Source organism: Streptosporangium sp. NPDC000563 (assembly GCF_040299985.1).
GTDB lineage: Bacteria > Actinomycetota > Actinomycetes > Streptosporangiales > Streptosporangiaceae > Streptosporangium.
The window spans coordinates 1-24,537 of the sequence record NZ_JBEPDA010000019.1 but is presented as its reverse complement, the minus strand read 5'-3'; the positions used below and the strand labels follow the sequence as shown (position 1 = coordinate 24,537).

Annotated in this window: 23 protein-coding genes and 1 tRNA gene; 11 read left to right on the top strand and 13 right to left on the bottom strand. The window is 68.4% G+C overall.

The features are described from left to right. Positions 1-189 precede the first annotated feature (189 nt). Positions 190-264 (bottom strand) — tRNA-Arg (locus tag ABT352_RS30815). Positions 265-563: 299 nt separating this feature from the next. Beyond that, complete coding sequence (locus ABT352_RS30810) at positions 564-983, bottom strand: C40 family peptidase (RefSeq protein ID WP_350948484.1); 420 nt, start codon at positions 981-983, stop codon at positions 564-566. Between the two features lie 1,203 nt (positions 984-2,186). Here ABT352_RS30810 and ABT352_RS30805 point away from each other — a divergent pair. The 3 genes from ABT352_RS30805 to ABT352_RS30795 all read left to right on the top strand — a co-directional run bounded on the left by ABT352_RS30805 (position 2,187) and on the right by ABT352_RS30795 (position 5,039). Beyond that, positions 2,187-4,142: a hypothetical protein gene (locus tag ABT352_RS30805; protein ID WP_350948483.1), complete on the top strand. Its 1,956-nt coding sequence runs from the start codon at positions 2,187-2,189 to the stop codon at positions 4,140-4,142. A gap of 158 nt (positions 4,143-4,300) precedes the next feature. Then, on the top strand, positions 4,301-4,732 hold the full coding sequence (locus ABT352_RS30800) for a hypothetical protein (RefSeq protein WP_350948482.1): 432 nt from the start codon (positions 4,301-4,303) through the stop codon (positions 4,730-4,732). A gap of 4 nt (positions 4,733-4,736) precedes the next feature. Further along, positions 4,737-5,039, top strand: coding sequence for a hypothetical protein (locus ABT352_RS30795; protein ID WP_350948481.1), 303 nt, complete (start codon positions 4,737-4,739; stop codon positions 5,037-5,039). A 178-nt stretch (positions 5,040-5,217) separates the two neighbouring features. Here ABT352_RS30795 and ABT352_RS30790 read toward each other — a convergent pair whose 3' ends face one another. Beyond that, positions 5,218-5,904 carry an SDR family oxidoreductase gene (locus ABT352_RS30790; RefSeq protein WP_350948480.1) on the bottom strand — a complete coding sequence of 229 codons (687 nt, stop codon included), beginning with the start codon at positions 5,902-5,904 and terminating at the stop codon, positions 5,218-5,220. A 118-nt stretch (positions 5,905-6,022) separates the two neighbouring features. On the opposite strand from ABT352_RS30790, the gene ABT352_RS30785 reads away from it, so the two are divergent. Further along, a complete protein-coding gene (locus ABT352_RS30785; protein WP_350948479.1) occupies positions 6,023-6,568 on the top strand; it encodes a TetR/AcrR family transcriptional regulator in 546 nt (181 codons plus the stop codon). 89 nt (positions 6,569-6,657) lie between these two features. Here ABT352_RS30785 and ABT352_RS30780 read toward each other — a convergent pair whose 3' ends face one another. Together ABT352_RS30780 and ABT352_RS30775 are read right to left on the bottom strand one after the other, a co-directional pair. Next, complete coding sequence (locus tag ABT352_RS30780) at positions 6,658-7,818, bottom strand: glycosyltransferase 87 family protein (RefSeq protein WP_350948478.1); 1,161 nt, start codon at positions 7,816-7,818, stop codon at positions 6,658-6,660. 218 nt (positions 7,819-8,036) lie between these two features. Further along, positions 8,037-8,522 carry a DUF5946 family protein gene (locus ABT352_RS30775; RefSeq protein ID WP_350948477.1) on the bottom strand — a complete coding sequence of 162 codons (486 nt, stop codon included), beginning with the start codon at positions 8,520-8,522 and terminating at the stop codon, positions 8,037-8,039. Positions 8,523-8,611: 89 nt separating this feature from the next. On the opposite strand from ABT352_RS30775, the gene ABT352_RS30770 reads away from it, so the two are divergent. The 3 genes from ABT352_RS30770 to ABT352_RS30760 all read left to right on the top strand — a co-directional run bounded on the left by ABT352_RS30770 (position 8,612) and on the right by ABT352_RS30760 (position 10,569). Then, positions 8,612-8,752 carry a hypothetical protein gene (locus ABT352_RS30770; RefSeq protein ID WP_350948475.1) on the top strand — a complete coding sequence of 47 codons (141 nt, stop codon included), beginning with the start codon at positions 8,612-8,614 and terminating at the stop codon, positions 8,750-8,752. 303 nt (positions 8,753-9,055) lie between these two features. After that, positions 9,056-9,670, top strand: coding sequence for a type IV toxin-antitoxin system AbiEi family antitoxin domain-containing protein (locus ABT352_RS30765; protein ID WP_350948474.1), 615 nt, complete (start codon positions 9,056-9,058; stop codon positions 9,668-9,670). Between the two features lie 92 nt (positions 9,671-9,762). Then, the gene (locus tag ABT352_RS30760) at positions 9,763-10,569 is read left to right on the top strand and encodes a nucleotidyl transferase AbiEii/AbiGii toxin family protein (protein ID WP_350948473.1); all 807 of its coding nucleotides are present in this window, start codon (positions 9,763-9,765) and stop codon (positions 10,567-10,569) included. Between the two features lie 210 nt (positions 10,570-10,779). Here ABT352_RS30760 and ABT352_RS30755 read toward each other — a convergent pair whose 3' ends face one another. Beyond that, entirely contained in the window at positions 10,780-11,178 is a 399-nt protein-coding gene (locus tag ABT352_RS30755) for a hypothetical protein (RefSeq protein ID WP_350948472.1), read from the bottom strand. Between the two features lie 308 nt (positions 11,179-11,486). On the opposite strand from ABT352_RS30755, the gene ABT352_RS30750 reads away from it, so the two are divergent. Further along, positions 11,487-11,876: a response regulator transcription factor gene (locus ABT352_RS30750; protein ID WP_350948600.1), complete on the top strand. Its 390-nt coding sequence runs from the start codon at positions 11,487-11,489 to the stop codon at positions 11,874-11,876. 195 nt (positions 11,877-12,071) lie between these two features. Here the strand turns inward: ABT352_RS30750 and ABT352_RS30745 are convergent, their stop codons facing one another. Continuing rightward, on the bottom strand, positions 12,072-14,870 hold the full coding sequence (locus ABT352_RS30745; protein WP_350948471.1) for a helix-turn-helix transcriptional regulator: 2,799 nt from the start codon (positions 14,868-14,870) through the stop codon (positions 12,072-12,074). 144 nt (positions 14,871-15,014) lie between these two features. On the opposite strand from ABT352_RS30745, the gene ABT352_RS30740 reads away from it, so the two are divergent. Next, on the top strand, positions 15,015-15,635 hold the full coding sequence (locus ABT352_RS30740) for a LysE family translocator (RefSeq protein ID WP_350948470.1): 621 nt from the start codon (positions 15,015-15,017) through the stop codon (positions 15,633-15,635). A 69-nt stretch (positions 15,636-15,704) separates the two neighbouring features. Here ABT352_RS30740 and ABT352_RS30735 read toward each other — a convergent pair whose 3' ends face one another. Then, positions 15,705-16,433: an alpha/beta fold hydrolase gene (locus tag ABT352_RS30735; RefSeq protein ID WP_350948469.1), complete on the bottom strand. Its 729-nt coding sequence runs from the start codon at positions 16,431-16,433 to the stop codon at positions 15,705-15,707. A 107-nt stretch (positions 16,434-16,540) separates the two neighbouring features. Between ABT352_RS30735 and ABT352_RS30730 the strand changes: the two genes are divergently transcribed. Continuing rightward, complete coding sequence (locus ABT352_RS30730; protein WP_350948468.1) at positions 16,541-17,095, top strand: TetR/AcrR family transcriptional regulator; 555 nt, start codon at positions 16,541-16,543, stop codon at positions 17,093-17,095. Positions 17,096-17,284: 189 nt separating this feature from the next. On the opposite strand, the gene ABT352_RS30725 is transcribed toward ABT352_RS30730, so the two are convergent. The 4 genes from ABT352_RS30725 to ABT352_RS30710 all read right to left on the bottom strand — a co-directional run bounded on the left by ABT352_RS30725 (position 17,285) and on the right by ABT352_RS30710 (position 21,791). Next, positions 17,285-18,496 carry a hypothetical protein gene (locus tag ABT352_RS30725; RefSeq protein ID WP_350948467.1) on the bottom strand — a complete coding sequence of 404 codons (1,212 nt, stop codon included), beginning with the start codon at positions 18,494-18,496 and terminating at the stop codon, positions 17,285-17,287. A gap of 31 nt (positions 18,497-18,527) precedes the next feature. Further along, complete coding sequence (locus ABT352_RS30720; RefSeq protein WP_350948466.1) at positions 18,528-18,914, bottom strand: Rid family detoxifying hydrolase; 387 nt, start codon at positions 18,912-18,914, stop codon at positions 18,528-18,530. Between the two features lie 35 nt (positions 18,915-18,949). Next, positions 18,950-20,068, bottom strand: coding sequence for an alanine racemase (locus ABT352_RS30715; RefSeq protein ID WP_350948465.1), 1,119 nt, complete (start codon positions 20,066-20,068; stop codon positions 18,950-18,952). 199 nt (positions 20,069-20,267) lie between these two features. Then, complete coding sequence (locus ABT352_RS30710) at positions 20,268-21,791, bottom strand: N-acyl-D-amino-acid deacylase family protein (RefSeq protein ID WP_350948463.1); 1,524 nt, start codon at positions 21,789-21,791, stop codon at positions 20,268-20,270. A 203-nt stretch (positions 21,792-21,994) separates the two neighbouring features. On the opposite strand from ABT352_RS30710, the gene ABT352_RS30705 reads away from it, so the two are divergent. Then, positions 21,995-23,704, top strand: a complete 1,710-nt coding sequence (locus ABT352_RS30705; RefSeq protein WP_350948462.1) for a glycosyl hydrolase family 8 — start codon at positions 21,995-21,997, stop codon at positions 23,702-23,704. A gap of 220 nt (positions 23,705-23,924) precedes the next feature. On the opposite strand, the gene ABT352_RS30700 is transcribed toward ABT352_RS30705, so the two are convergent. Further along, positions 23,925-24,380 (bottom strand): hypothetical protein, encoded by a 456-nt coding sequence (locus tag ABT352_RS30700; protein WP_350948461.1) that lies wholly within the window; start codon positions 24,378-24,380, stop codon positions 23,925-23,927. Positions 24,381-24,537 lie beyond the last annotated feature (157 nt).

Below are 24,537 nucleotides of genomic sequence, written 5' to 3'. Positions count from 1 at the left end.
CCGGCCACCTGACGAAGCACCCACGGCCGCACGCTGAGGCAGCCTCAAACTACCCACAATCGACCACCCCCCAAACGGGTTGAGCACCGCTGGGCAAGGGCGAGACGGACACCGCCGGCAGGACTCAGGAAAGCAAAAAACGACCCGCGTCTCCGCGGGTCGTCTCCGGGTTTCCCCTTGATGGATCGCTGGTGCCCCCTGCAAGATTCGAACTTGCGCTCCCGGCTCCGGAGGCCGGTGCTCTATCCCCTGAGCTAAGGGGGCCAACGCGTGATTACATTACCAGCATCCTGGGGGGAACCGACACTCGGTTAGGCAAGCGAGTGATCTCCGAGACGGAGGCGAATCGAGTGCGGCCTGGGCCGGACGAGGCGGGACGGCCCAGGTGGAGCGGCGCGGGTCAGGGCGAACGGGGTGAGTCGGCGCGGAGGGGGACAGACGGGGTGGGACGGCGCGGAGGGGGACAGACGGGGTGGGACGGCGCGGAGGGGGACAGACGGGGTGAGTCAGCGCGGGTGGGAGCGGACGGGGTAGACCGGACGGGGGAGGCCGGACGAGGCGAGTCAGCGCGGGGTGGGGCGGACGGCACCTCGATAGCGGGAGAGGTAGTAGGGCGAGGTGGTGAAGTCGATCGTCCTGACGACATCGCCGGTCTTGGGGGCGTGGACCATGACGCCGCCTTTGACGTAGACGCCCACGTGGGTGGGGTCTCCGCCACCTCCACCGAAGAAGACCAGGTCTCCCGGGCGGAGCCGGGAGAAGGGCACCCTGCGGCCCTGTCTGAACTGGCTGCCGGTGTAGTGGGTGAGCCTGGCTCCGGCCCTGGCCCAGGCGTGCAGGGCGAGCCCGGAGCAGTCGAAGCCCCCGCCGGTCGGGCCAGCGCTCGAACCGCCGCCCCAGACGTACGGCCTGCCGACCTGCCGGAGCGCGGCGGTGGCCGCGATCCGGCCCCGCAGGCCCTGGACACCTTCGCGCGAGGACACCGCTCTCCCTCGCGAAGGTGCCGCCCGCCCACCGGAGAGGGCCTTCCCCCGGGAAACGGCCTTCTCTCGGGAGGACGCCGCCCCACGCGGGGGCGTTGCCCCACGGGAGGACACCGCCCCGGGATCGGAGGGCGTTTTTCGTCCCCCGGAAGGGTGCTGCGGCCGTTTGGCTCGCGCCCACGAGGACTCTGACCGCGAGGGCTCCGACCGCGAGGAAGCCCGGGGGTCTCTCGGTCCCGCCCAAGACGCCGGATTCATCCAAGAGGCCGAGACGTCTTCCCTGTCACTTGAGTCGCCTGCCGACTCCACCGCCCCTCCCACCTCCGGACCGGAAGGCTCAGTGGAGCCGACATCGACTCCCGGGAACTCGGGCGACCATTCGCCGGCCGCGTCCAGAACCGAATCCGGCACCGGATTCGAAGCCGAGGCCGGACCCCCGCCGGGGAAGGAGCCCTGCGGGAATGTCGATCGGCCGCCACTCGCGTCCGGTGAGAGCGGCGCCCAGGGCGCGCAGATGACGGCGAGAGCGGTGCGAATCTTCTCCGGCAGGAAATCCTCTTCCGCCAGCAGGTGCTGGGTGCCGCCCGGCGGGGCGACCGGAGGAAAGGAGAGGAGGTGGCCCCAGGTCTCGCAGGCTTCCGGGGAGAGGCGCGGCGCGGGGAAGGGCGAGTTTCCCGCGAGGGCCGCCGAGAGGATGGTGACGGTGACGAGTGCCGTGATCACGCACGCCCTCCTTGGGCTCGATGAAGGATCGAGGCCCCAGGATCAGCTGGATGGAGCGATCACCAACGAGCCGAACCCGATTCTGTGGATAACTCGTGAAGCACCACCTCCCCGAGCACGGCGAAACAGTCCGTCCGAGCGGCGACACAGGCCGAGGACCTGTGAGCACTTACACCCGGCAAGCACCTATTTCAAAGCGACACAATTATCAATTATGTCCATTTTAGGAAATATCTTGGCGGGATAGGCGGATTGAAATTAATATGTCCGCTGGAGCTGTCACCTTCACGGACCAAGCCGGAGTCCAGCGCCCTCATGACCCATCCGTATCCCACGCCCTCACCCTCTCCCCAGTCCGCCCCTGACCTGCGGTCTCCCTCCCCACCGACCGGCACCGCCCAGCCCACCGGCACCGCTCAACCCGCTCCAGCCACCCCCTCCCCCGCACCGCACAGATCCCCGGCGACTCCGACTCCGAGCGTGAACGGCGAGTACTCGGGGATCGACCCCGAGCGGATGAACGACTTCGAGCGAGGGCTCGGCCGAGCGCAGGACGCACTCGGACGCAACGAACCGCAGATCCGCCGTACCCTGCAACGGTTCGACCTGGACGCCTCGGGGCTGGGCGCGCTGCGCGAGATGCAGAGCTGGATCGAGACCAGCCGCCCCGACCTGCGACGTCGCAACGAGACGATCAGCACCAAGCTCACCGAGTGGGGCGCCGCCGCCGAGACGCCCAGCGGGCTGGCCGCCTTCGACGAGGCGCTGTACGGCAAGGCCGACCACAACCCGGACATCTATGCCGCGACCCTCGGCCTCGGCAAGACCGCCAAAGACGGCAAGATCGACGAAAAACTCCTGAAAGGGCTGGAGAAGCGGACGGGGGACGCGACGTTCGCCGCCGCGCTGATGAACACGCTGGGCACGACGAGATTCCGCCAGTTGATGGTTGAGACCGCGAAGCGCAAGGACGACAAGAAAGCGGAGCGCCTGCAGGCCACCCTCGGAAAAACCTTGGGTACGGCGACCCCACGCCTGGGCGACGCCTGGTGGAAAGGGTTGCTGTCCGACCTCGACACCGCTCCGAAGGGAGGTTATGTCGGGTGGGAGAAGGGCTACGCCGCCACACTGGCCCTCAAACACGGCACTTTCAGCACCGCCTTCCTCCTCGCCACCGCCAGGAAGATCGAGTCCATCGATCGCGAAAGGCCACTGGATCCGCGGGTCATGGCCACCCTGCTGGAAGGGCTCAGCCGTGATCCCGCGGCGGCCCAGGACTTCTTCGTGGGCGACCCGACCATGCTGAAACGCTTCATGACCGAACGGGGCCTGAGCGACGACGGCGTGGCCCTTGGCTCGGCCCTGAAAGCCGCGACGCTCGTCTTCCGCGACCACGACGGCTCACCGCAGAACCCGTCGCGCGGCTTCCTGTCCGCCAAGCTCGCCTCGGAACTCATCCATCTGGAGGCCGTACGCATCAAGGACGGCAAGCTCTCTGAATCCTCTGTGAGCCCTGCATCGATGGGGCACATCCTGGCTGGTTACATCAGCGACATCAACCGCACCGCCCAGAAGGGGGACAACAGCATTACCGCCGGGCCCGGAGTACGGGGGGCCGATAATCCCTTCACTGCTGGATTGGATCCTTGGGGAGCCGAGTTCGATAAAGGGGCGCTCCGCCAGGTGATGAAAGAAGCGTTTGCAGACCCGAAGGCATTTGCCCCTGTTCTGGCTGCCCAGACGGCATTCACGGGCTTGTTTCTTGATTACGGTGCTGCTGAGATGGCCGCCGGGCGGGGCAACGAGAAGTTTATGACCGGCGCCAAACGGGCCGGATCAGGATTCGGAATGATCACCGACGCGGCGGGACTGGCGAAGATCGAGGAAGGCAAGGATCTGGACGAGGCACAGCAGCGCAACATGAAGATGCTCCTGGCTGCGGTCAATACCGGTCTCGCCATCCCTCAACGGGGAGCCTGGCCAATCGCCGCCGGTGTCATCGGAGCCTGGAGCGGGGTAGCGGAGGAGATAGCCAAGGGCAAGGCAGAGGACAACGCCCGCGTTGACGCCAACGCCGTCGTTGACAAGACCCGAGGGCTTGTGCATGATCTCGCAGCTCAGGCGATGCTCAGAAATGGCCTCTTCGGCTCCGCCGAACCCGCCGATCGAAGCCATCCATGGGCCACCCTTGAGGGTCTGGAGAAGGGGGACGACCCCCGCGACAACCCCAACAACTTCCTCAAGGACGACGGTCGGACCCTCATGACCAAGGACGAGATGATCGACAAAACAGCCGCCAATAGCACCGACAAGTATCGGCGGGTCGAGGCTTATGACCGCTGGCTCTATGAAGGGCTGTCAGGAAGACCATGGCTGGAGACTGAGAACCGCCTAGATCAGGGCTTCTCCATCGGCTTCGCCCAGTACGGCTCGTGATGCGAAAAGCATTCGCTGTAACTAGCGTGCTGGCCTGCGTCCTGACTATGTTGACGGCTTGCCGGGGGGAGGAAGTGACGGTCGACCGTACTCCGCTACCGACGGTTGCCACCCCTCCGTACCTCTGTGAGCACATTCCTTTGAGGGCAGTTGAGTTGATGACCGAGGTACGCAACCCTCTGGTTCGCGGCTCATTCGACTTCACGCTCTCCGGAGGCCTCGGTATTGGAGGTTGTGCAATTTACCAACGTGAGGGTGATCGACTGAAAGTGCTACAGGTTGACCTCACTCCAGCAAGTGACCCGGAAGATGTTAAGGAGGCACTCGGAGATGGGGCCACACCGCTGCCGGAGATCCTCCCCGGGGTCACCGGCTACTACTTCAAGCGGGCCAGCGGCGAAGACAACGCCGCGTTCTCCACGCTGGTACGGGGCAAAGCGGAGATCAACATTCAGTTGGAGATCGGCGCCAAAGGGCGGGACAACGCTGCCGATGTGCTGGCGCTCATGAAGCTGATCGCCCCCAAGCTGCTCACCGACGCCAGCGCGCCGTCCCCGACAGCGAAGACCTCCACCTCGAAGAAGGACTGATCCGATGGCCAAGCTGGTGCCCAATCCGCTCCACGCGGCGTTGGGAGAGGCCCTCCGAACGGTCGAGCCGCTGGTCCAGGAGATCGAGAGCGGCATCGAGCCCCCGTACCGGGACTTTCACGAAGGCAGGGTGTGGACGGGACCGGCCGCCAAGAAGTTCGACGCCCAACTCGTCCAGCACCGCACTCGGGTACGAGGCGCGGGCGAGAAGATCATCTCTGACCTGCGAAGGACCTTGGCCGTCACCCCCCTCCAGGTGAGCGAGGAGGAGGCCAAAATGATCAAGCAGCGATACGGCCTCCCCTGACGAAGCCCGGAGAGCTCCCGGTACGATTCCACGACCCACCGACTCCCCATCGTCGAACCAGACCGGGTGCGCGAGCCCGACATGGGCCCTGACCGCGTCTGGTGAGAGGACGAGTCCGAGCCCTCGCTCGGGTCGATGCCACCAGGGACGACGTGTAACGGGCGCCGCGGGCTGCGCCTCAGACCGGGGTCGGCGTCGCGGCCAGGTTCTGCTTGACCTGCCGGGTGATCTCGTCGGCGAGGATTTCGGGAAGGCCCTTCTCGATGGCATCCAGGGCCTGGGCCGCGACCTCGGCCGGGTCGGTCTTCCGCTCGGCGGGAACGTCGGCGGCCATGTCGGTGTCCATGTACCCGACGTGCAGTGCAGAGACGGAGATGCCGCGGGGTGCCAGTTCCTCGCGAATCGCGTTGCTCTGTGCCCACGCGGCGGCCTTGGCCGCCGAATAGGCCCCCGAACCGGCCGGGTGCAGCCAGGACAGCACGGACAGGACGTTGAGCACGGCGCCGCCGCCGTTGCTCTCGATGACCGGGGCGAAGGCCCGCGTCACGGCGAGCGGCCCGAAGAAGTTCGTCTCCATCTCCAACCGCACCGAGTCCAGGTCGCCGGCGACCAGGGGGGTGCCGGTGAAGATCCCGGCATTGTTCACCAGCAGCGTCGCGTCGGAGGCGACGCTGGCCGCGGCTCGGATCGACTCCTCGTCGGTCACGTCCAGGCGGAGCGGGATGGCACCGACCACGTCCACGCTCTCGGGGCGGCGGGCCGCCGCGTAGACCTTCGCTCCGCGCTCCAGGAGCTGGATGGCCAGTTGGCGACCCAACCCCCGGTTGGCGCCGGTGACCACTGCGACCGCGTCCTTCAGTTCCATGCTTGCTCCCAGCGTCGTGGACGGTCCTGATGACCGAGTCCCGAAATTAGATTACATCTATAATCTAAACCGAAGGGTAAGATAGATGTCAACCGACATCCAACTTAGGAGGTGGCCGATGGGCCGCGTGTCGCAGGCGCAGGCGCAGGAGAACCGCAAGCGGGTCGTGGAAGCCGCCTCCCGGCTGTTCCGCGAACGAGGCACGCAGGTCAGCGTCGCCGACCTCATGAAGGAGTGCGGTCTGACCCACGGCGGCTTCTACAAGCAGTTCGCCTCCAAGGAGGCACTCGTCGACGAGGCCACCGCCCACGCCTTCGACGAGTTCGCCCGGCACCGCACGACAGGACCGGAGTCGCACGCCGCCCAGCAGGCGTTGATCGACACCTACCTCTCCGTCGAGCACCGCGACAACCCTGCGGACGGTTGCCCCGTCGCCGGGCTCGCCACCGACATGGCACGGGAGCTCGGTGATCGCGAAGCCCACCGCGTCTACGCCGAAGGCGTGAGCGACTTCGCCGAGCAGCTCGCCACCGAAGACCAGGACGGCCTCGTCCGGCTGTCCACGATGCTCGGCGCACTCGTCCTGGCTCGGGCCACCAAGGGCTCCCCTCTCTCCGAGGAGATCCTCACCGCCGCACGCGCGGCCTTGACGGCGAACAACTGATCCCGGATACAGCGCGGTATGTCGTGGCCATACGACCGATTGCCGACTCACGCCCAGGTCAGGCCGTATTCTCCTGCCCCTCGAAGGTCCTAGCCGTCGACCGACCCGTGCCTTCTTTGCCGCCAATCGCTTCGGCCGAAACGAACCGCAAGCGCCAGCAATATCGACAGTCCACCGAGCACGTAACTACCCGTCAGCGGCATCAGCCACGTTCCGACGTGGGACGGATATATGAAAAGCGTCGCCAGGACGATATATCCGGGCAGCAGAAAGACGAACCACAAGAGCCCCACACCCACCTTCTCAAGCGTGGAGTCCACGCGCTGAGCGCGCTGCGCCCAGAGCACCAGGAGCGGTACGCACCAGACCCAGTGGTGTGGCCAGGAGACGGGTGAGACAAGTAGTCCCACGATGGCGCAGGCGGTGATTCCGGCGAGCTCTCCCACCTCCTTCGCGGTCCGTGCGGCGACCCAAAGTCCACCCGCGCCGACCACCGCGCACAGGACGAGCCAGAGGGGCACGGTGGGCCAGGAGCTGGACACGAGCATGAGCATGCCGCGAAGCGACTGATTGAAGAAATTCACACCCTGCCCGGCGATCACCCGTTGCGTGTCGAGAAATTCACCACCCCAGTAATCACGTGAATCGGCCGGCAGCACCAGGAATCCGAGGGCCACCGTGCCGAGAAAACCGAGGACCGCCATCAGGGCGACCCGGAAGCGACGCGTGACGAGAAGGTAGGGGATGAATATCAGCGAGGTGAGTTTGATGCCGGCGGCGACGCCCGTTCCTATGCCGTGCCACTTCTCTTTGCCGTGCGTCAGGTCTACAACTGTCACCAGTAGCAGGATGATACCTATCTGCCCATTCCACAACGTCAGCGTCACCGGATACAAGGGAAGCATCGCGACAACGACCAACAACGTACGAGCAGTCCGGCGGCTATGGCGCTCCACCGCAGCGCGACCGACGAGAATCCATATCAAAACCTCAAGGGCGAGTATGGAGATCAGCACCCATAGGGCGACGGCGGTCTTCATTCCGGCCAACGCAAGAGGCGTGAACAGCATCGCCGCGAACGGCGAGTAGCTGAACCTCAGCGAATTGTCACCCACGATCAAGCTGTAGACAGAGGTATGCTGCAGTACCGCCGCTCCACCTTCCCGATAAACCTCCAGATCGATCCAGCCCCTCGCATAGATCGCATTGAAGGCGAAGGCTGCCAGCGCGCCACACAACGCGATCAACACCCCGCATGCCATGTGGAAAGAGCTGCCATCTCTGCTGCCCAGACGAATTCGCGGACCGACTGGCGCTGAAGAAGGCATGGCCGCTCCCGACTTAGCTACGGTGCACGCTAGCCACGTCGGCTTGTCCAAAACTTGTCGTGCTGCGTCGACCGTCTACCGGTCCGGGCTCTGATGTGCTCGGCCGATGTCTACGCACCCCTCACGCCGGCCTTCGATCATCAACTCTGAACGGATCTCCAGGACTCCACCGTCGCTTCGGCGATGGCTTTGATGTGATCCCCGTACGCCAGATGTCCGTCGAACACAAAACTGCCGTCCCTGAACGGCATCCCGCTGAACGAGGCGCGGAAGCCGGAAGGTTCACCTTTCGGGAGCGGTGCGTATGCCGCCAACAGCGTCATGTCATAGCCCAGGCGTGCCCGATGGTTGTTCCGTGCCACCTGATGAGCCGACAGGCGGAGCCACGCGTCAAGGCCCTGATCCACGTAGAGCTGCAACTGGCGAAACTGGCCGTCGAGGTATTTCTCATGAGCTCTGGAAGGATGCTGCAGAAGATATGTCATGACCACGGGCCCGTGCCACTTGTACATCTGCGGATCCGACTGCTCCTCGGCCAGGATCCCGTGATAATAGTCCACGCACATGCCCAGTGGGCCGGCCGCCGCACCGCAGTCGCACCGATCCGTCATGGAGATATTCGCCATGGGCTGCAACCTAGATGGCCGGCCCCGACCTTGGCGACATGTTATCGGCGTCGGCTCATGCTCTACCTACCGCCATGCGGGGATTCCCCATGAACGTGAACATCGATTTCAGGCGGCAGGCTTCGGACTACCCGACCGAACAGAAGATCCGCTGCGGGGCCCACAAGAGCGTCCGGGCTCTGGAGAAGAACATCCGCGCCTGGATCACCGACTGGAACGCCGCCCCCTGAAGAGCATGGGCGGGCCAGGTGTACGACCCGCCCGCGTGACGCACCGCGTTTCGTCCTCGCGCGGTACGTCGTGGGCGGCACGGCGGGCCTGCAGTATCACGGCCAGGGCGCAGACTTCGTAATCCCAGGTGTAACGCGGGACCGCGGCGACGGTTTGGTCGCTGCGATTAAATCTCCCCCTCAGGCGCAGCTGGTGCCACGAACGAACCGTATGGGCCTTCTGGAGCACATGCCACGCCGACCCCTCACCTTCCATGTATCAAATCCTCCCCTACACCTAGGTCAATGGGTAGGATTTGATACATGAAGACGAAGGAGGAGCGAGCGTCCGAAGCGCGGTTGGCAGCCTTGCGACCCACGTTCACCGCTGCTCAGGCGCGTCATGCCGGAGTCTCCTCTCGTGATCTTGCGTTACTGACAGCGAATGAAAAGCTCGACGAGCTGTCGCGGGGGGTCTACCGCCAGGTGGACGCTCCGGAGACAGCACACCTTGATCTGCTGGCCGTGTGCACCCGGGTGCCCCGCGCGATCGTCTGCGGAGAGTCAGCTCTTGCACTTCACGAGCTCATCGACGACATACCTTCGGCTGTTCACATCGCAGTGGCACGCGGCAGTCATCGTCCCTCGATTTCATATCCGCCTGTCGTGGTGTCCCAGTACGCAGCCGACACGTTCGACCTCGGCCGCGAGGAGTTCCAAGCCGCCCCGGGAGAGAGGATCCCTGTGTACAGCGCACCTCGGAGTGTGGTCGACGCGATGCGATATCGCCATCGGATCGGAGAGGACTTGGCTCTTTCCGCGCTCGGCCGATACCTACGCACCCGTGGTGGTTCGGCGGTCATTGACCTTCAGAACATGGCCGAGAGACTGAATGCGATATCAGCGATCCGCCCAGCGGTTAAGGCGGTGCTGGCCTGATGCCCAACCCGCCCCGCACTGATGCCGCTGGACAGGTATACAACGACCTACGTGCCCTGGCCCGCCGAGAGGGCAGATCCACTGACGAGATCATGGTCGAGTACGTGCTCGAACGATTCCTCTTTCGACTGGCTGCCTCACCGCTCGGTGGACGGCACTTCGTTCTCAAGGGTGGTCTGCTTCTGGCTCAGTTCGGCGCCCGCCGCATGACGAGGGACATCGACATCCTTGGCCGTGCTTTTCCCGGAGATGACGCCGAGATCATCCGACGGATAGCGGGGATAGCCGAAACAGTCGTCGATGATGGCGTGACCTTTGACCCGGCTTCCCTCAAGACGGTACCAATACGCCAGGACGACGAATATCACGGGCTCCGACTCTCCATGGCCTCGAACATCGCACGCGCCCGGTTAAAGCTCCAACTGGATGTCAGCTTCGGCGACCCCGTCACACCCGCGCCTCAGCTCATCAACTATCCCCAGCAACTGGCAGGCGGGAGCTTCCAGCTGTACGGATACCCCCTCGCCACGGTCATCGCCGAGAAAGTCGTCACGGCGGTGTCCCTGGGTGCCCTCAATACTCGGGACCGGGATTACGCCGACATTTACCGGTTGATTTCGCTCAACAACTTGAACGGCGACGAACTTACCGCAGCAATCAGGGCCACCGCCGAGCACAGGGGCGTAGTCCTCGAGCCGCTGAGTTCCCGGATAAGCGACCTACCGGTGCGACGACAGTCCTCATATTTGGCCTGGATACGACGACAAGGCCAGACCGACGCCGACCACCCACCGCACTTCGCCGATCTGACGGAACTCGTCATCACATTCGCGGACCCTCTCGTGGTGGGCAAAGCCGCCGGGCGCACCTGGGAGGCCGAACTCAAAGCATGGAACTGAATCCGAAATCACCCTTCGCGGGTGCGATACGTGCTCCGTCCAGTAATCGGTTCTGTCGCAGGAAGGTTCATCGCGGGGACCTCTGAGGCGGGTGAGCCGGGTGGGCGGCCCACCCTTGTGACGTACCGTTTTTCGTTCTCGCGTGGTAGGTCGTGGGCGGCACGGCGCCCCCTGGGACCGGGGAAGGGATGGGGCCGCCGTGCCCGTTCGTCAGAAGTGGCCGATGCTGACCGAGCTGGAGGTGAGCGCCCAGCGGTGCAGGACGGTCGTCTCGGCCTCGTACATCTGGGTCTTCAACCCCTCCAGGGTCCGGCCACAGATGATCAGCGGCTCCGGGACGGGCCAGGTGGCGATGGCGTGGAACAGGCGGCTGCCAGTGCTGTACAGCACCGACCAGCCTGGGCGGGTGGCCTGCAGCATCGCGGCCTGGGCGCGGGCCTCGTGGTCCCAGGTGTAGTGCGGGACCGCGATGACGGCCTGGCCGTCGCGGTGACGGCCTCGGGCGCCGGACAGGCCGCGGCGGATCATGAGATCACGCAACTCCACCGTGGCGGAGCGAATCGAGGAATATCCCTCGATCCTGATCGACTGCAATCTCTGCGGTGCCATGTGCCCAACTTAGAGTGATCCTCCCGCGCGGTGCGTCCACCGTCCTGCGGTCGGAGAGTGAGCACACCGCTGCTCGACTCGGTCACCCGGCAGCGGGGGCGTCGGGGTCTTCCGATGGGCAGGCAGGTCCTGGAGCCGCTTCGTCGGACGCGTTTGACGACTCGGGGTGGCCGCGATGCCGCCGGGGACGCAGAGGGGAGGGCTCGGCCCTGGGAAACCCGTCACGCGGTGACGGTTACGCGTACACATCTTCGGAAAGCCGCGCGTGGACGGGAGAGAGGAGTTAGCCTCACGCCGTGGGAGAGGTTCTGGGCAAGGTCTTGGTAGTGGATGATGACGACGTCATCCGGCAGCTCATCGCGGTCAACCTGACCCTGGAGGGGTTCCAGGTGGACACGGCCTCCGACGGGCAGGACTGCCTGGATCGGGTGCTGGACGTGATGCCCGACGTCATCACTCTGGACGTCATGATGCCCAGGCTGGACGGCTGGATGACGGCCACCAGGCTGCGGGGTGACGAGGGGACCAGCCATATCAAGGTGGTCCTGATCACCGCGCGGGCACAGGAGGACGACAAGCGGCGGGGCCTCGGGATCGGGGTCGACGCCTACCTCACGAAACCCTTCGATCCGGCCGAGCTGATCCAGGTCGTACGGGACCTCGCCCTGACCGCGCGCAGCGGCCAGGGCAGAGCCTGACCTCACGGGACGACGACGTCGCGGACCGCGTCGGCCGCAGACCCCCGTCGCGAACCCCGTCGGCCGCAGTCCACCCGTCGTGGGCCGCACCGACCACGGGTCACGCCGGTCAAGGGCCGTACCGGCGTGAGTCACCCCATCGGCCGGCCCTGCCGAGGCCACCTGAGCCATGCGGCCCACGCGGATCCATCCGGGTCAGACGAGACCGTCCCGGTGGGCCACGGCGGCGGCCTGGGTGCGGGAGGAGACGCCCAGTTTGCCCAGGATGTTGGAGACGTGCACGCTCACCGTCTTCTGCGCGATGAACAGCCTCTCGCCGATCTCCCGGTTGGGCAGGCCCTCGGCCACCAGGGCGAGCACCTCCTGCTCTCGGGCGGTGAGCAGGGTCGGCGGTGTGGAGGTGAAGCGCGCCCTGCGTCCCAGCTCCGCCAGGGCCGCGCCGAGCGGCCGGGCACCCAGTGACTCGGCGGCCTCGACGGCGAGCTTCCATTCTTTCAACGCGTCTGCGCGGTCGCCCTCGACGAGCAGCGCCTCGGCCAGCCGCCACCGCGAGCGCGCGACCTCGTAGACGAATCCGAAGTCGAAGGCCTCGACCACCGCTCGCCACGCCGCGACGTCGAAGCGGCCGTGCGCGCGGTGCCATTCGGCTTCGGCTTTGGCGAGCCAGGCCAGCCCTTCCGGACCGAGCGGGCCCCGCCGGACGGAGCCGGGGCCGACGGCGGCGGGCACCCTGGCCCGCTCCAGGAAGGCGTCGGCCTCCTGTGCGCGGCCCAGGTCCGTCAGCGCCCACAGGGCGGTGCCGCTGAGCCGGATCGCGGCGGGGTCGTTGGGGAGGATGGCGTCGAGCCCCGCGCGGGCGTGTTCGAGCGCCGTCTCCGGGTCGCCGCGCCACAGGGCGTGCTCGGCGGCCAGGCCGCGGCTCATGGCGGCGATCGTCACGTCGTCCGGCCAGAAGGGCTCCAGCCACGACAGGCGGTCCTCGACGACGGGCAGGCCCCTGGCCACCTCGACGAAGAGCGCGAAGGACGACAGGAGTGCCTCGGAGGGGGTGCCGACGCGGACGGCGAACCCGGAGGCGACCTTCTCCGCCAGGTCCCACTCCCCCGCGACGTAGTGGATGAGGAGGCGCAGGAAGCGCAGGTCGGTGCCGTAGGTGCTCCAGTTGAGACCGCTCTCGCGCGCCAGCCGCAGCCCCCGGTCGGTGGTGGTCGCCGCCTCGGCGAGGTCGCCGTTCTCGTACTGGACCCGGGCGTAGGTGAACATGGCCCGCAGGTCGATGGCGAGGTTGCCCGAGCTCTCCGCGGTCGCGCAGGCGAGCAGGTCCTTGGCGCGGGAGATGTCGTCGGCGAGCGCGGCGATGGCGGCGAGGGTGATCAGCGCGCTGGTCTCGGCGTCGGCGGCGCCGCTCGCGCGGGCCGCCTCCAGGGCACGCCTCGCGAGGGCCTCGACCTCGTGGTGGCGTTCGGTCCAGTAGAGCGAACGGGCGTAGGTGGCGAGGGCGCGGGCGAGCACGGGCCCTTCCGGCGCCGCCTCGACGGCGGCGTACGCGGCGGCGATCGAGCCCTCGGCGTCCTCGGCGTCGATGAGGTAGTACGAGAGCCGCTCGTTGATCTCGGCGGAGGGCGGGAGACTCCGGAGCTGGGAGATCGCCCGGTGGTTGTCGCCGCTGTCGGCCGCCGCGGCGGCGCTGCGCGCCGCGAGGGCGATGTGGTCGATCCCGGCCAGCCGCTCGGCGTCGGGAACGCGGTCCCAGAGCCCGAGTGCCTGGTCGAAGTGGCGGTGTGCCTCGGCGGGTGCCCCCAGCCGCTCGGCCCTGCGTCCCGCCTCCACGGACGCGGCGAGCGCCCCCGGCAGGTCGTGGCCCGCCAGGTAGTGGTGGGCGAGCTCGGCAGCCGAACCTCCTCGGCCGGTCAGCAGGCGGGCGAACTCGGCGTGCATCCTGGTCCGCTCGCCGGGCAGCAGGTCGTGGTAGACGACCTCCTGGAGAAGCGCGTGCCGGAAGGCGTAGCCGTACTCCCCGTCGGGGCGGAGCAGGCCGCGCGAGACGATCTCCCGCATGCTCTCCTCGAAGGCGAGGTCGTCGAGGCCCGAGGCCTGCTGGAGCAGGTCGTGGTCGGCCCGGCGGCCCGCGACGGCCGCGCCGCCGAGCACCCGCTGCGCGGGGTCGGAGAGCGGCTCCGTCCGGGAGAGCAGCAGGCCGGCCAGGCCGTCGGGGATCGAGGAGCCCTCGGAGGCGGCGTCCAGCAGCTCCTGGGCGTAGAACGGGTTGCCCTCGGCCCGGTCGACGACCTTCCTCATCACGCCGGCGTCGGTGCCGCCGAGCGCGGCGAGGTAGTCGGTCATCTCGTGGCGGTCGAGAGGCTTCAGCTCCACCGGCGTCACCGAGGGGAGGCGCTTGAGCTCCGCGAGGACCCGGCGCAAGGGGTGGCGGCGGTGGAGGTCGTCGGTGCGGTAGGTGCCGACGAGGCAGACGCGCTCGGTCTGCAGCATCCGGCTGAGGAAGACCAGCAGGTCGCGGGTGGACTGGTCGGCCCAGTGCAGGTCCTCCAGGACGAGCAGCACGGGCCGTGTGGCCAGGAAGCCGAGCATCGAGCCGAAGAGCTGCTGCTGCGTCAGGCCCGACGTGCTCTCCCTGCCCTGGTCGGTGCCGCCGGGCAGCAGCCTGCCGAGGACGGGCCGCTCGTCGAGCGCCGCGCGCAACTCCCCTCGTGCCGAACGCAGGGCGTCGGCGAGCGGGAGGTAGGGAAGGGCGTCGCCGAGTTCGGCGCACTGGCCGACGAGCACGGCGAACCCCGCCGCCTCGGCCCGTCCGGCCAGCTCGGTGATCAGGCGGGTCTTGCCGATGCCCGCGTCGCCTCCCACGAGGGCGACCCCGGCCTGCCCGGCGGCCGCGGTGTCGAGCACCGCGGTCAGGCGATCGAGCTCCGCCGACCGCCCGATCAGAACACTCCGCGTGCTGTTCCACCCCACGTCGGCGAGTATCGCACGGGGCACTGACGGAATCGACATTCCACCCGCAGGGGATGAACGGGGAACGATTGGTACATCAGTAAGGGGCGAACCTGGACCGATTGGTACACCAAAAGGTCCAGGCATTGGCCCTGACGGCGAGGGCCGGGCCGCCCCTATCGTCGGGGCATGGTCTCCCCGTCCACATTGCTGATCTTCTCGATCGCGTCGCTGGCACTGGTCCTCATTCCGGGCCCGAACCACATCTACATCATCACCCGAGCCGTCTCCCAGGGCCGCGCCGCCGGGGTGGCGAGTGCGCTCGGCGTCGAGGTGGGCACGCTGGTGCACATCGCCGCGGCGGCGGCCGGTCTCTCGTACGTGATCGCCCGGTCGGCGACCCTGTTCAACGTGATCAAGTGGGCCGGGGTGGCCTACCTGGTCTACCTGGGCATCCGGGCGCTGACGAGCAGGCAGGAGTTCGCGAGCCGGGAGACCCCGCCGCAGCCGCTTCGGGCGATCTTCCTGGAGGGCGTGGTCGTCAACGTGCTCAATCCCAAGGTGATCCTCTTCTTCCTCGCCTTCCTGCCCCAGTTCGTGGAGCCGGAGGCGGGCGCGGTGCCGCTGCAGATCGCCGTCCTGGGCGGAACCCTGCTCTTCCTGGGCCTGCTCTCCGACCTGATCTACGCCGTGGCGGCGGGTGCCGTGGGCGGGCGGCTGAGGAGCAGGGCGCCGCTGATCGGCCACTTCAGCGGGATCGTCTACCTGGGTCTCGGCGTCGCGACCGCCCTCTCCGGTCGCTCCGTCTGAACACACGAGACCACCTCGACATACGAGGCATACGTGGGGGTACGCGATCATCTGGACGCGCGGGTCCGTCTAGACGCGCCGCTCCGCTCCGGTGTGCGGACAGTGGTCCACCTGGTCGCACAGGTCGCCCACCAGCCTGGCCAGCGCTCCCGGCGCCGCCAGCACGCCCAGGTGCCCCCTGCGGGGGACGAGGATGAGCCGTCCGTTCCCGCAGGCGCGCAGGAAGGCGCGTTCGTGCACCCGGAACGGGTCCCGGGTGCCGTTGACCAGCCACACGCGTCCCGGGTAGGAGGCCAGTGCCGTGAGCTGGTCCTGGTCGGCGACGGCGTCGACGGCCTGGGGCATCACCTCGCAGAAGACTCCCCCGGCCACCATCGCCTCCCCCACGGGACCCGGCAGGAGACGACGAAGGGTGTAGGAGCTGATCCGGTTCGCGAGCGACGGATTCCGGGCGGCGAGCGAGGCGGCGAACCGGTGGGGGCCCGCCGCCGAGCCGAGTCCGGTGCATCCGATCGCCATCAGCCCGGCCACCCGCGCGGGGAAGCGTTCCGCGGTGGCGATGCCGACGTATCCGCCGAGGGAGAGCCCGGCCACGAGCGCCCGGCCGCCGAGGGCGTCGACGGCGTCCGCGACCGCCGACGCCGCCGCGTCCATCGTGAACGGCTCGCCCCGGCGGGTGCCGTGGCCCGGCAGGTCCACGGCCGCCGCGGGACGCCCCAGGCGGGAGAGGTGGGAGAGGACGGGGTCCCACATGGTCGCGCTGAGCCGGATGCCGTGGACGAGAACGACGGGGAGCACGCACGCCTCCAGGGGGTCGGCCCGATCGGGGAGATGGTCCGGCCGGGAATTGCGTCGATTAAAACACAACGCACCGTTGCGTTGCTATGAGTCGTTATAGTCGGCCCATGGCACCGCGCAAGGAACAGCAGATCTTCCAGGCGACGCTCGAACTCCTCGCCACCAAGGGATACGAGGGCCTGACGGTGGAAGGGGTCGCCGAGCGGTCGGGGGTGAACAAGACCACGATCTACCGGTGGTGGACGTCGAAGGCGGCACTACTCGCCGCCGCCCTGGTCGAGGCCGACCTGCTCGCGATGGAGCCGCCCGACACCGGCGACCTCAGGGGGGATCTGGAGGCCCTGGTCGGCGGGGTCGCCGCCCTGCTCACCCGTCCGCCCGCCTCCGACGTCGCGGTCGCGGCCCTCGGCGCCGCCGTTCACCACCCCGAGCTCGCCGAGGCGACCCGGCGCTTCTTCGCCGACCGGTTCGCGCGGGAGCAGGCCGTCTTCGACCGCGCGCGGCGGCGCGGCGAGCTGCCGGCCGGGGCCGACCCCATGCTCATCGTCGACCTGCTCGCCGGAGCGGTCTGGCTGCGCGCGGTCTTCCGCGGCCTGCCCCTCGACGACGACTTCGCCGCCCGCGCCGTGAGCACCGTCCTGGACGGCGCCCGCGCCTCCTGACCCTCCCACCGACCCGCTCGTGAACCCGCTCATGAACCCGCCCACGAACCCGCTCGTGGACCCGCCGCAGAACCCGAGCCTCGCCTCGCGAAGACCCCCGGCCGACCAGACATCGGCCTCCTCCGGCCGGTCTCGCCGGACCAGGCCGGTCTCGCCGAACCAAGCCGGTCTCACCGGACCAGGCCGGTCTCAGACGGAGAGCGCCCCCGGGATGCGGTCCAGGATCGGGTAGGGCATGAGCCCGTACGCGTAGAAGTCGACCGCGTCGGCGCCCGAGGCCCGTACGGCGCGGACCTTGGCGGCGAGCCGGTCGGCCGAGTCGGTGTCGGGCAGGCCGGGACGCAGCACGACCCGCAACTCCTTGTCCTTGCCCGTGGAGCGGCGGTAGGCGGCGACGTCGTCGGCCACCCTGGCCACGTCCCTGGCGTAGGCGAGCACGCCGAGCGAGGGCACCAGGTCGCCGAGGGCGACCAGGTCGACGCCGAGCTGCCAGGAGTCGTGCGCGGCGAGCCCCGGCGAGGGCAGCCCGTCGGTGTAGCCCTTCACCGCACCGGTCCCGTCGAGGAAGACGAGACGCGAGCCCTCGTCGGTGACGGCGGTGGAGACCTCGGAGACCAGCGAGGTCACCGTCTCCGAACGGGCCCGCGCGTAGGCGACCACCTCGGGCCCCGCGTACGCGGTCAGGGCCGCGCGGGTCACCTCACCCTGGGCGGGAGGGTCGCCGTCGAACACGGCGCCCACGATCCTGGAGCACTCCTCGCGCGCCACCTCCGCGTTCACGCCCAGGTCGGCGGCGCGGCGCATGCAGAAACCGCAGAAGCACAGGCCGAGCAGGAAGGCGTCCATCGGCCCGAGCGGGACGAAGCTGCGCTCGTGGTGGTAGCCGTGGCCGAAGGTTCCGTAGTGCAGCGCCTCGGCCACCACGCTGTCGACACCCTGCCTCGCCACCGCCCGACCCAGCGCGACCGCGTACAGGCGCACGTCGGGGTGGGAGGGGCACAGGTCGGCGGGCGAGCCGCGGTCGCCGAAGCAGTCGCGTACGGTCACGTCCGGGTTGGCCAGGCCGAGCGTGGTGTTCTGCAGGAAGACGGTCCAGCCGTACAGGGCGAGCCCCCGTGCGGCGGTGGCCTCGCGCAGGGCGGCCAGTGGCTCGTCCTCGGCGCCGTCCTGGACGGGCGGCACCAGGCGCAGCCCGCCGAACAGGTCGGCGGGCGGCGTGAAGTGCGCGCCGTCGTTGCGGATCGTCACCCGGGGGCGGCCGTGCGGGGTGACGTCGCGGGCACGGTGGTAGGCCGCGGCCACGGTCACGCCCGTCACGCCGTATCCGGTGATCCGGTCGAGGACCGCCTCAAGGCCCTCCCCGCGCACGTCCTCGACGTAGACGTATAGCGAGCTGTCCAAGCCGCCGCCCTCCCACGAAGTCGGTCAGACTCTAACGCGGCTTGTAGGCCACGAAGTCGATCTCGACGAGGATGTCCATCAGGTCCGAGCCGACGGTCGTGCGAACCGGGTACGGGCGGGTGAAATACGACTTGTACACCTCGTTGTAGGCGGCGAAGTCACGCTTGAGGTGCTCCAGGTGCACGGTCGACTTCACCACGTCGTCGAAGCCCAGCCCGTGGGCCGCGAGGATCGCGCCGAGGTTGCGCATCACCTGGTGGGTCTGCTCGGCCACGTCGGTCCCGACGACCTCGCCGGTCTCGGGGCTGAGCGGCCCCATGCCCGAGGTGTAGACGAAGTCGCCGACCACGAGACCCTGCGAGTACGCCCCGACGGGTGCCGCGCCCTCGTTCGTCCTCAGCTCCTGCTTGTCGCTCATCTCGCCAATCCTCAGCAATCCTCAGCGATGGAAAATCAGAAAAAGGTGTTTATCAGATCGACGACGACATACTCCTCGTCGACCACCGGGATGGTCCGCCACTTGTCGAAGGCGGTGCACGGGTGGGAGATGCCGAACGACACCAGGTCGCCCGGCCGCACCGGCGAGCCCGGTGCCGGCCTCAGGAGCGTGTGCTGGTCCTGGACCTTGAGCACCGTCGCGTCCGCGACGGCTCCACGCGGGATCGGCAGCCCTTCGTCGAAGGGGGCGTCGCGCTTGCCGAACCCGACCACGGCCAGGTCGGGCTCGGGGACGCTCAGCACGTGCGCCCAGATCTCCAGCGCCGCGCGCAGCTCCCCGTCGATCCGGGTGTACGGGGTGCGCTCGCGGTAGTAGCCGTCGTCGTGGGAGACGTACGCGCCGCTGCGCAGCATCACCCTCGCCTGGCAGGCGGCGAGCTCGCGGCCGATCACGTCGAACCACTGGCTGCCGCCCACCGACAGGATCGGGTCACGCACCCGCAGATGCTCCAGCGCCTCCAGCAGCCGGTGCAGGTAGGCCCGTACCTCCTCCGCCGACCCCAGCGACCCCTCGTATCCCGCGATACCCGCCAACTCCACCCCCTCGGCCGCCTGCGCGGCCGAGGCGACCTCCAGCAGCTGGGCGAGCGTACGGCTGCCACCGCGCCCGCCCTCGTGACCGAGTTCGGCCAGCACGCGGAACGGCCTGGCTCCCGCGTGCCGGGAGAGCGCCTCGACCCCGGCCGTCGAGTCGACGAAGCACAGGAACTCGAAGGCGGGATCCTCGTCCAGCTGAGCGGCGAGGGCGGTCAGCCCCGCCGGGTCGAAGACCTGGTTGGCGAGGACGATGCGGGAGACGCCGAACCCGCGCAGGGTGAGCGCCTGGCTGGGGGTGGCGACCGTCATCCCCCAGGCGCCCGCGTCGAGCTGCGCCTTCACCAGCTCGGGCGACATGGTGGTCTTGGCGTGCGGGGCGAAGGTGAGCCCGTACTCGCGGGTGAAGGCCGCGAGGGTCGCGATGTTGTGCTCCAGCGCGCTGCGGTGGGCCACCATCACGGGGAAGGTGAACGCCCCGCCGAACAGTGAGGCTCCCAGCACCGCCCCGGGATCCGCGATATCCACGATGCCCTTCATGTCCCGTCCCCCTCCGCGTCGCCTGACGGATTCGACGGCTTATCGGCCGCCGCATCCGGGCGTGGGAGATCGCGTCCCCCTTCGCCGCCCTGAGGACCCTATCCTCACGGCGACCTTTTCAGGGGCGTGCCCGAAGGGCCGCCGGGGGCGGCGCCGTTCCTCGAAAGCCCGGCGACCTGCCGAGGGGCGGCACCGTTTCTCAGGGGCGTAGTGCCCTGCCGGGGGTGGCACCGGTGAGTGCTCCCGCGGTGAGCACCGGGACCCCCGAGACGAGGACGTCGCCGATCCCGGTGGCCGGGGTGCGCGGGACGGCGTACGTGGCCAGGTCGGCGACCGCGGTGGCGTCCAGGACGACCAGGTCGGCGACCTGGCCGGGGCGGACGAGGCCCCGCCCTTCGAGGCCGAAGCGGCGGGCCGGGTGCGAGGCGAGGTGGACGACGGCCTGCTCCAGGGTCCAGTCACCGGTCTCGCGGACGTGGTGGCCGAGCATGCGGGCGAACGCCCCGTAGCCACGCGGGTGGGGGTGGCCGCCCACGTAGATGCCGTCGGAGCCGCCGGTGTGGGCCGGGTGACGCAGGACCTCGCGGACCGACGCCTCACCCTCGGGGCCCTCGTCGGGACGGGCCGCCACGCATCCGGCCTCCAGCCGGGTGTCGATCAGGATCCTGCGGCAGAACTCCCCCGGCTCAAGACCGGCCTCGGCCGCGGCGTCGGGCAATGTCATCCCCTCGGCCCACTCGGCACCGGGCACGTGGGAGAAGGTGATCCTCGGCCAGAGCGCCTCGTCCCACTGGATCGCCTCGGACTCCAGTACCTCCAGCGTGCGCTCGACATCGGCGGCCGGAACCCACGGCGGCAGCGCGACCATCGCGAGGATCGTGCTGCCCCGCAGGTAGGGGTAGGTGTCGAAGGTGAGGTCGACCCCCATGAGCCGGGCCTCGTCGACGAGCGGCAGGAGCGTGGAGGCCGGGCCGTGGTAGTGCGAGACGTGCACGGCGGCGCCCGAGCGCCGGGCGATGTCGCTCACCTCGGCCATCCCTGCCGGAGCCGCCGCACCGTACCCGCGCATGTGCGTCACATACGGCAGGGTGCCCAGCGGTGCGCAGAGCGCGGCGATCTCGGCGGCGTCGGCGTAGCGGCCGGGGGCGTACTCCAGGCCGGTGGAGAGGCCGACGGCGCCCTCCGCCAGGCCGCGTTCGACGCGGGCCAGCATCGCGGCCAGCTCGTCGGCGGTGGCGGCCCGCTCGGCGGCGCCCATCACGTCGTGGCGGATCGTGCCGTGCGGGAGCAGGTACGCGGTGTTCAGCGCGGTCGCCCGGTCGTAGCCCGCGAGCAGCTCCGCCACACCGATCGGCCCGTCGGCCGAGGGATGGACGCCGTTGACGGCGGCGAAGTAGCGGGTCGCGTAGGCGAAGGTCTCCGGGGTGGTGGAGGGGGCGAAGGAGAGCCCGTCCTGGCCGAGGACGAACGTGGTCACGCCCTGGCGGAGCGCGGCGAACTGCACGTCCTTGTCGAAGACGAGAGCGTCACCGTGGGCGTGGCAGTCGACGAGGCCGGGCATGACGTGGCGCCCGGCGGCCTCGACGACGGTCGCGGCGTCCGCGCCCTCCAGACGGCCCACGGCGGTGATCCGGTCTCCGTTGACACCGACGTCGGCCCGGTGAGCCGGAGCCCCGGTGCCGTCGAGCACCCAGCCATCCCTGATCAACACATCGAACGACATGCGGGGATTCAATCACCCGAAAGGTCTGCGCCGCATCCAGCGCTCGTCTTCGTTCTCCCTGCCGCTGTCCCGGATTTCCCCGGTTCTAGGTATGGGAGGAATTTGGGCCCCCCATCCCCTTGACCGTAGCGTGTCAGGGATGGTGCCATCTTTCCCTAGTTAGGAACCTTTCCTAACTAGATGATCGCAGAGAGGGCACCCCTGTGCATGCGAGACCGCGCCTCGAACGCCTCAAACGCCCCTCGCCCGTCCTCGCCCTGGCACTGGCGTCGGCACTGATCGCATCGCTGTTCGTACTGGCGGCACCGGCCGGCTTCGCCGCCGACTCCCTGCTCTCCCGTGGCCGCCCGGCCACCGCCTCCTCCACCGAGGACTCCACCCTGCTTCCCGGCGCCGCCTTCGACGGCAACGCCGCCACCCGCTGGGCCTCCGCCGAGGGCCACGACCCGGAGTGGATCCGCGTCGACCTCGGCGCCTCCGCCACCGTCTCCCGGGTCAAGCTGACCTGGGAGGCCGCGTACGGGAAGTCGTACCGCATCGAGGTCTCGCCCAACGGCTCCACCTGGACGTCGGTCTACTCGACCACCACCGGCGACGGCGGCGTCGACGACCTGACCCTCTCGGGCACCGGCCGCTACGTGCGGATGTACGGGACCGCGCGGGGCACCGTGTACGGCTACTCGCTGTACGAGATGGAGGTCTACGGCAGCACGGGCGGCACGACCCCTAGCCCCACCCCCACGGCCACCCCGTCCCCCGGCGCCCCCGGTGTGCCGTTCGGCTCCCACAAGATCCCCTACGCGGCCGGGATGCTGCGCCCGACCGGAACCCAGGCGACGCTCGACCAGAAGGTGGTCGACTACTACCGGCGCTGGAAGGCCGCCTTCGTCAAGCAGAACTGCGGCAACGGCTGGTACCAGATCATCTCCCCCGACGCCGACCACCCGTACGTGGCCGAGGCGCAGGGCTACGGCATGGTCATCACCGCCACGATGGCCGGGGCCGACCCGGACGCGAAGAAGATCTTCGACGGCCTGGTGAAGTACGTCCTGGCCCACCCGTCGTCGATCACCCCCGGCCTGCTCGCCGCCGAGCAGAACACCGCCTGCCAGAGCGTCAACGGCGGCGACTCCGCCACCGACGGCGACCTGGACGTGGCCTACGGCCTGCTCCTGGCCGACCGGCAGTGGGGAAGCACCGGCACCTACAACTACCGGCAGCTCGCGATCAACCACATCAACGCGATCAAGGCCGGTGAGGTCAACCCGACCACCAAGCTGATGAAGCTCGGCGACTGGAGCAGCTCCGGCGACCAGTACTACTGGATCAGCCGCTCCTCGGACTGGATGATCGATCACTTCAGGGCGTTCCGCAAGGCCACCGGCGACACGACCTGGGACACCGTCCGCACCAACCACCAGAACCTGATCGCCTCCCAGCAGTCGACCTACGCACCGAACACCGGCCTGCTGGCCGACTTCGTCGTCAACACCAACACCACCCCCAAGCCCGCGCCGGGCGAGGTCCTGGAGTCCGCCAACGACGGCAAGTACTGGTGGAACGCCTGCCGTGACCCGTGGCGGATCGGCAACGACGCGGTGACCAGCGGCGACGCCAAGTCCCTCGCCGCCGCACGCAAGCTCAACACCTGGATCAAGAGCAAGACCGGCGGCAACCCGAACAACATCGCGATCGGCTACTCCCTCAACGGCACCCAGATCTCCAGCGGCAGCGCGCCGGCCCACTTCGCCCCGTTCGCGGTCGCGGCGATGACCGACTCCGGCAGCCAGGCCTGGCTGGACGCCCTGTGGAACAAGATGCTCAACACCCCGTTCACCGCGAACGACTACTACTCGACCAGCATCCAGCTCCAAGTCATGATCACCGTAACCGGCAACCACTGGGTGCCCTGACCCTCACCCGAACCGGCGCGGCCCTCGCCTTCCAGCGGGGGCCGCTTCGGCGTGCCCGTAATCGTCAACGGATTCTTATATCGCCCGGAAGGCTGTTACGGAAAGTGTGGGCACCGATGTGGCGTGAAGCCTCTTCCCACCCTTCGGCCACCGATCACCCGCGTCAACAACCCTGCGGGTCAATACAACTGGCCGTTCTCGCGGGCGGCCTGCCCGAAGGTCAGGCGACCGAGGCCGTACGCAAAGGTGCGAGGTAGTGCCATAGGTCCGGGTCCCGGTCCACCACCTCCCTGATGGCCGGGCAGCTCTTGAACATCTGAAGGCTGTAATCCCTCCAGAGATTCAGACCGTGCCCGGTGGCGGGGATCTGTTCCGCCGCACGCAGACCGATGCTCAGCACGTCACACAGCATCTCTGCCGTCACGAGCACGCGAACCCGTGTCTCTCCGTTCTGCGGCACCGGCTTGGACTCGTAGAAGTAGGGATACAGCTCGGGGTGGTCGATGATGACCCGCAGGGCATTGTGGAGATTGACGAAAACACTGTCCGTGGTGGACGCCCCGGCGATGGCGTTACCGATCTGCACCTGCTTCGTCGCGGCACGCGTCTGCTGGGCCGCGAAGCCGACAGCCACCACGGCTACGGCGACACTGCAGATGGCCACGATGCTCTCCAATGACACTTCCCCTCCGGAAGAACTGGCGACCTTGACATCAATAACGTCCACCGGCCGCAATTAGGGCCTGCAGATCAATAACTCGCCTTCTTGGTCTCCGGTTTGGGGATGCCGAGGTGTGTGACGAGGTCGGTGAGATCGTCGAGAGTGGCCAGGT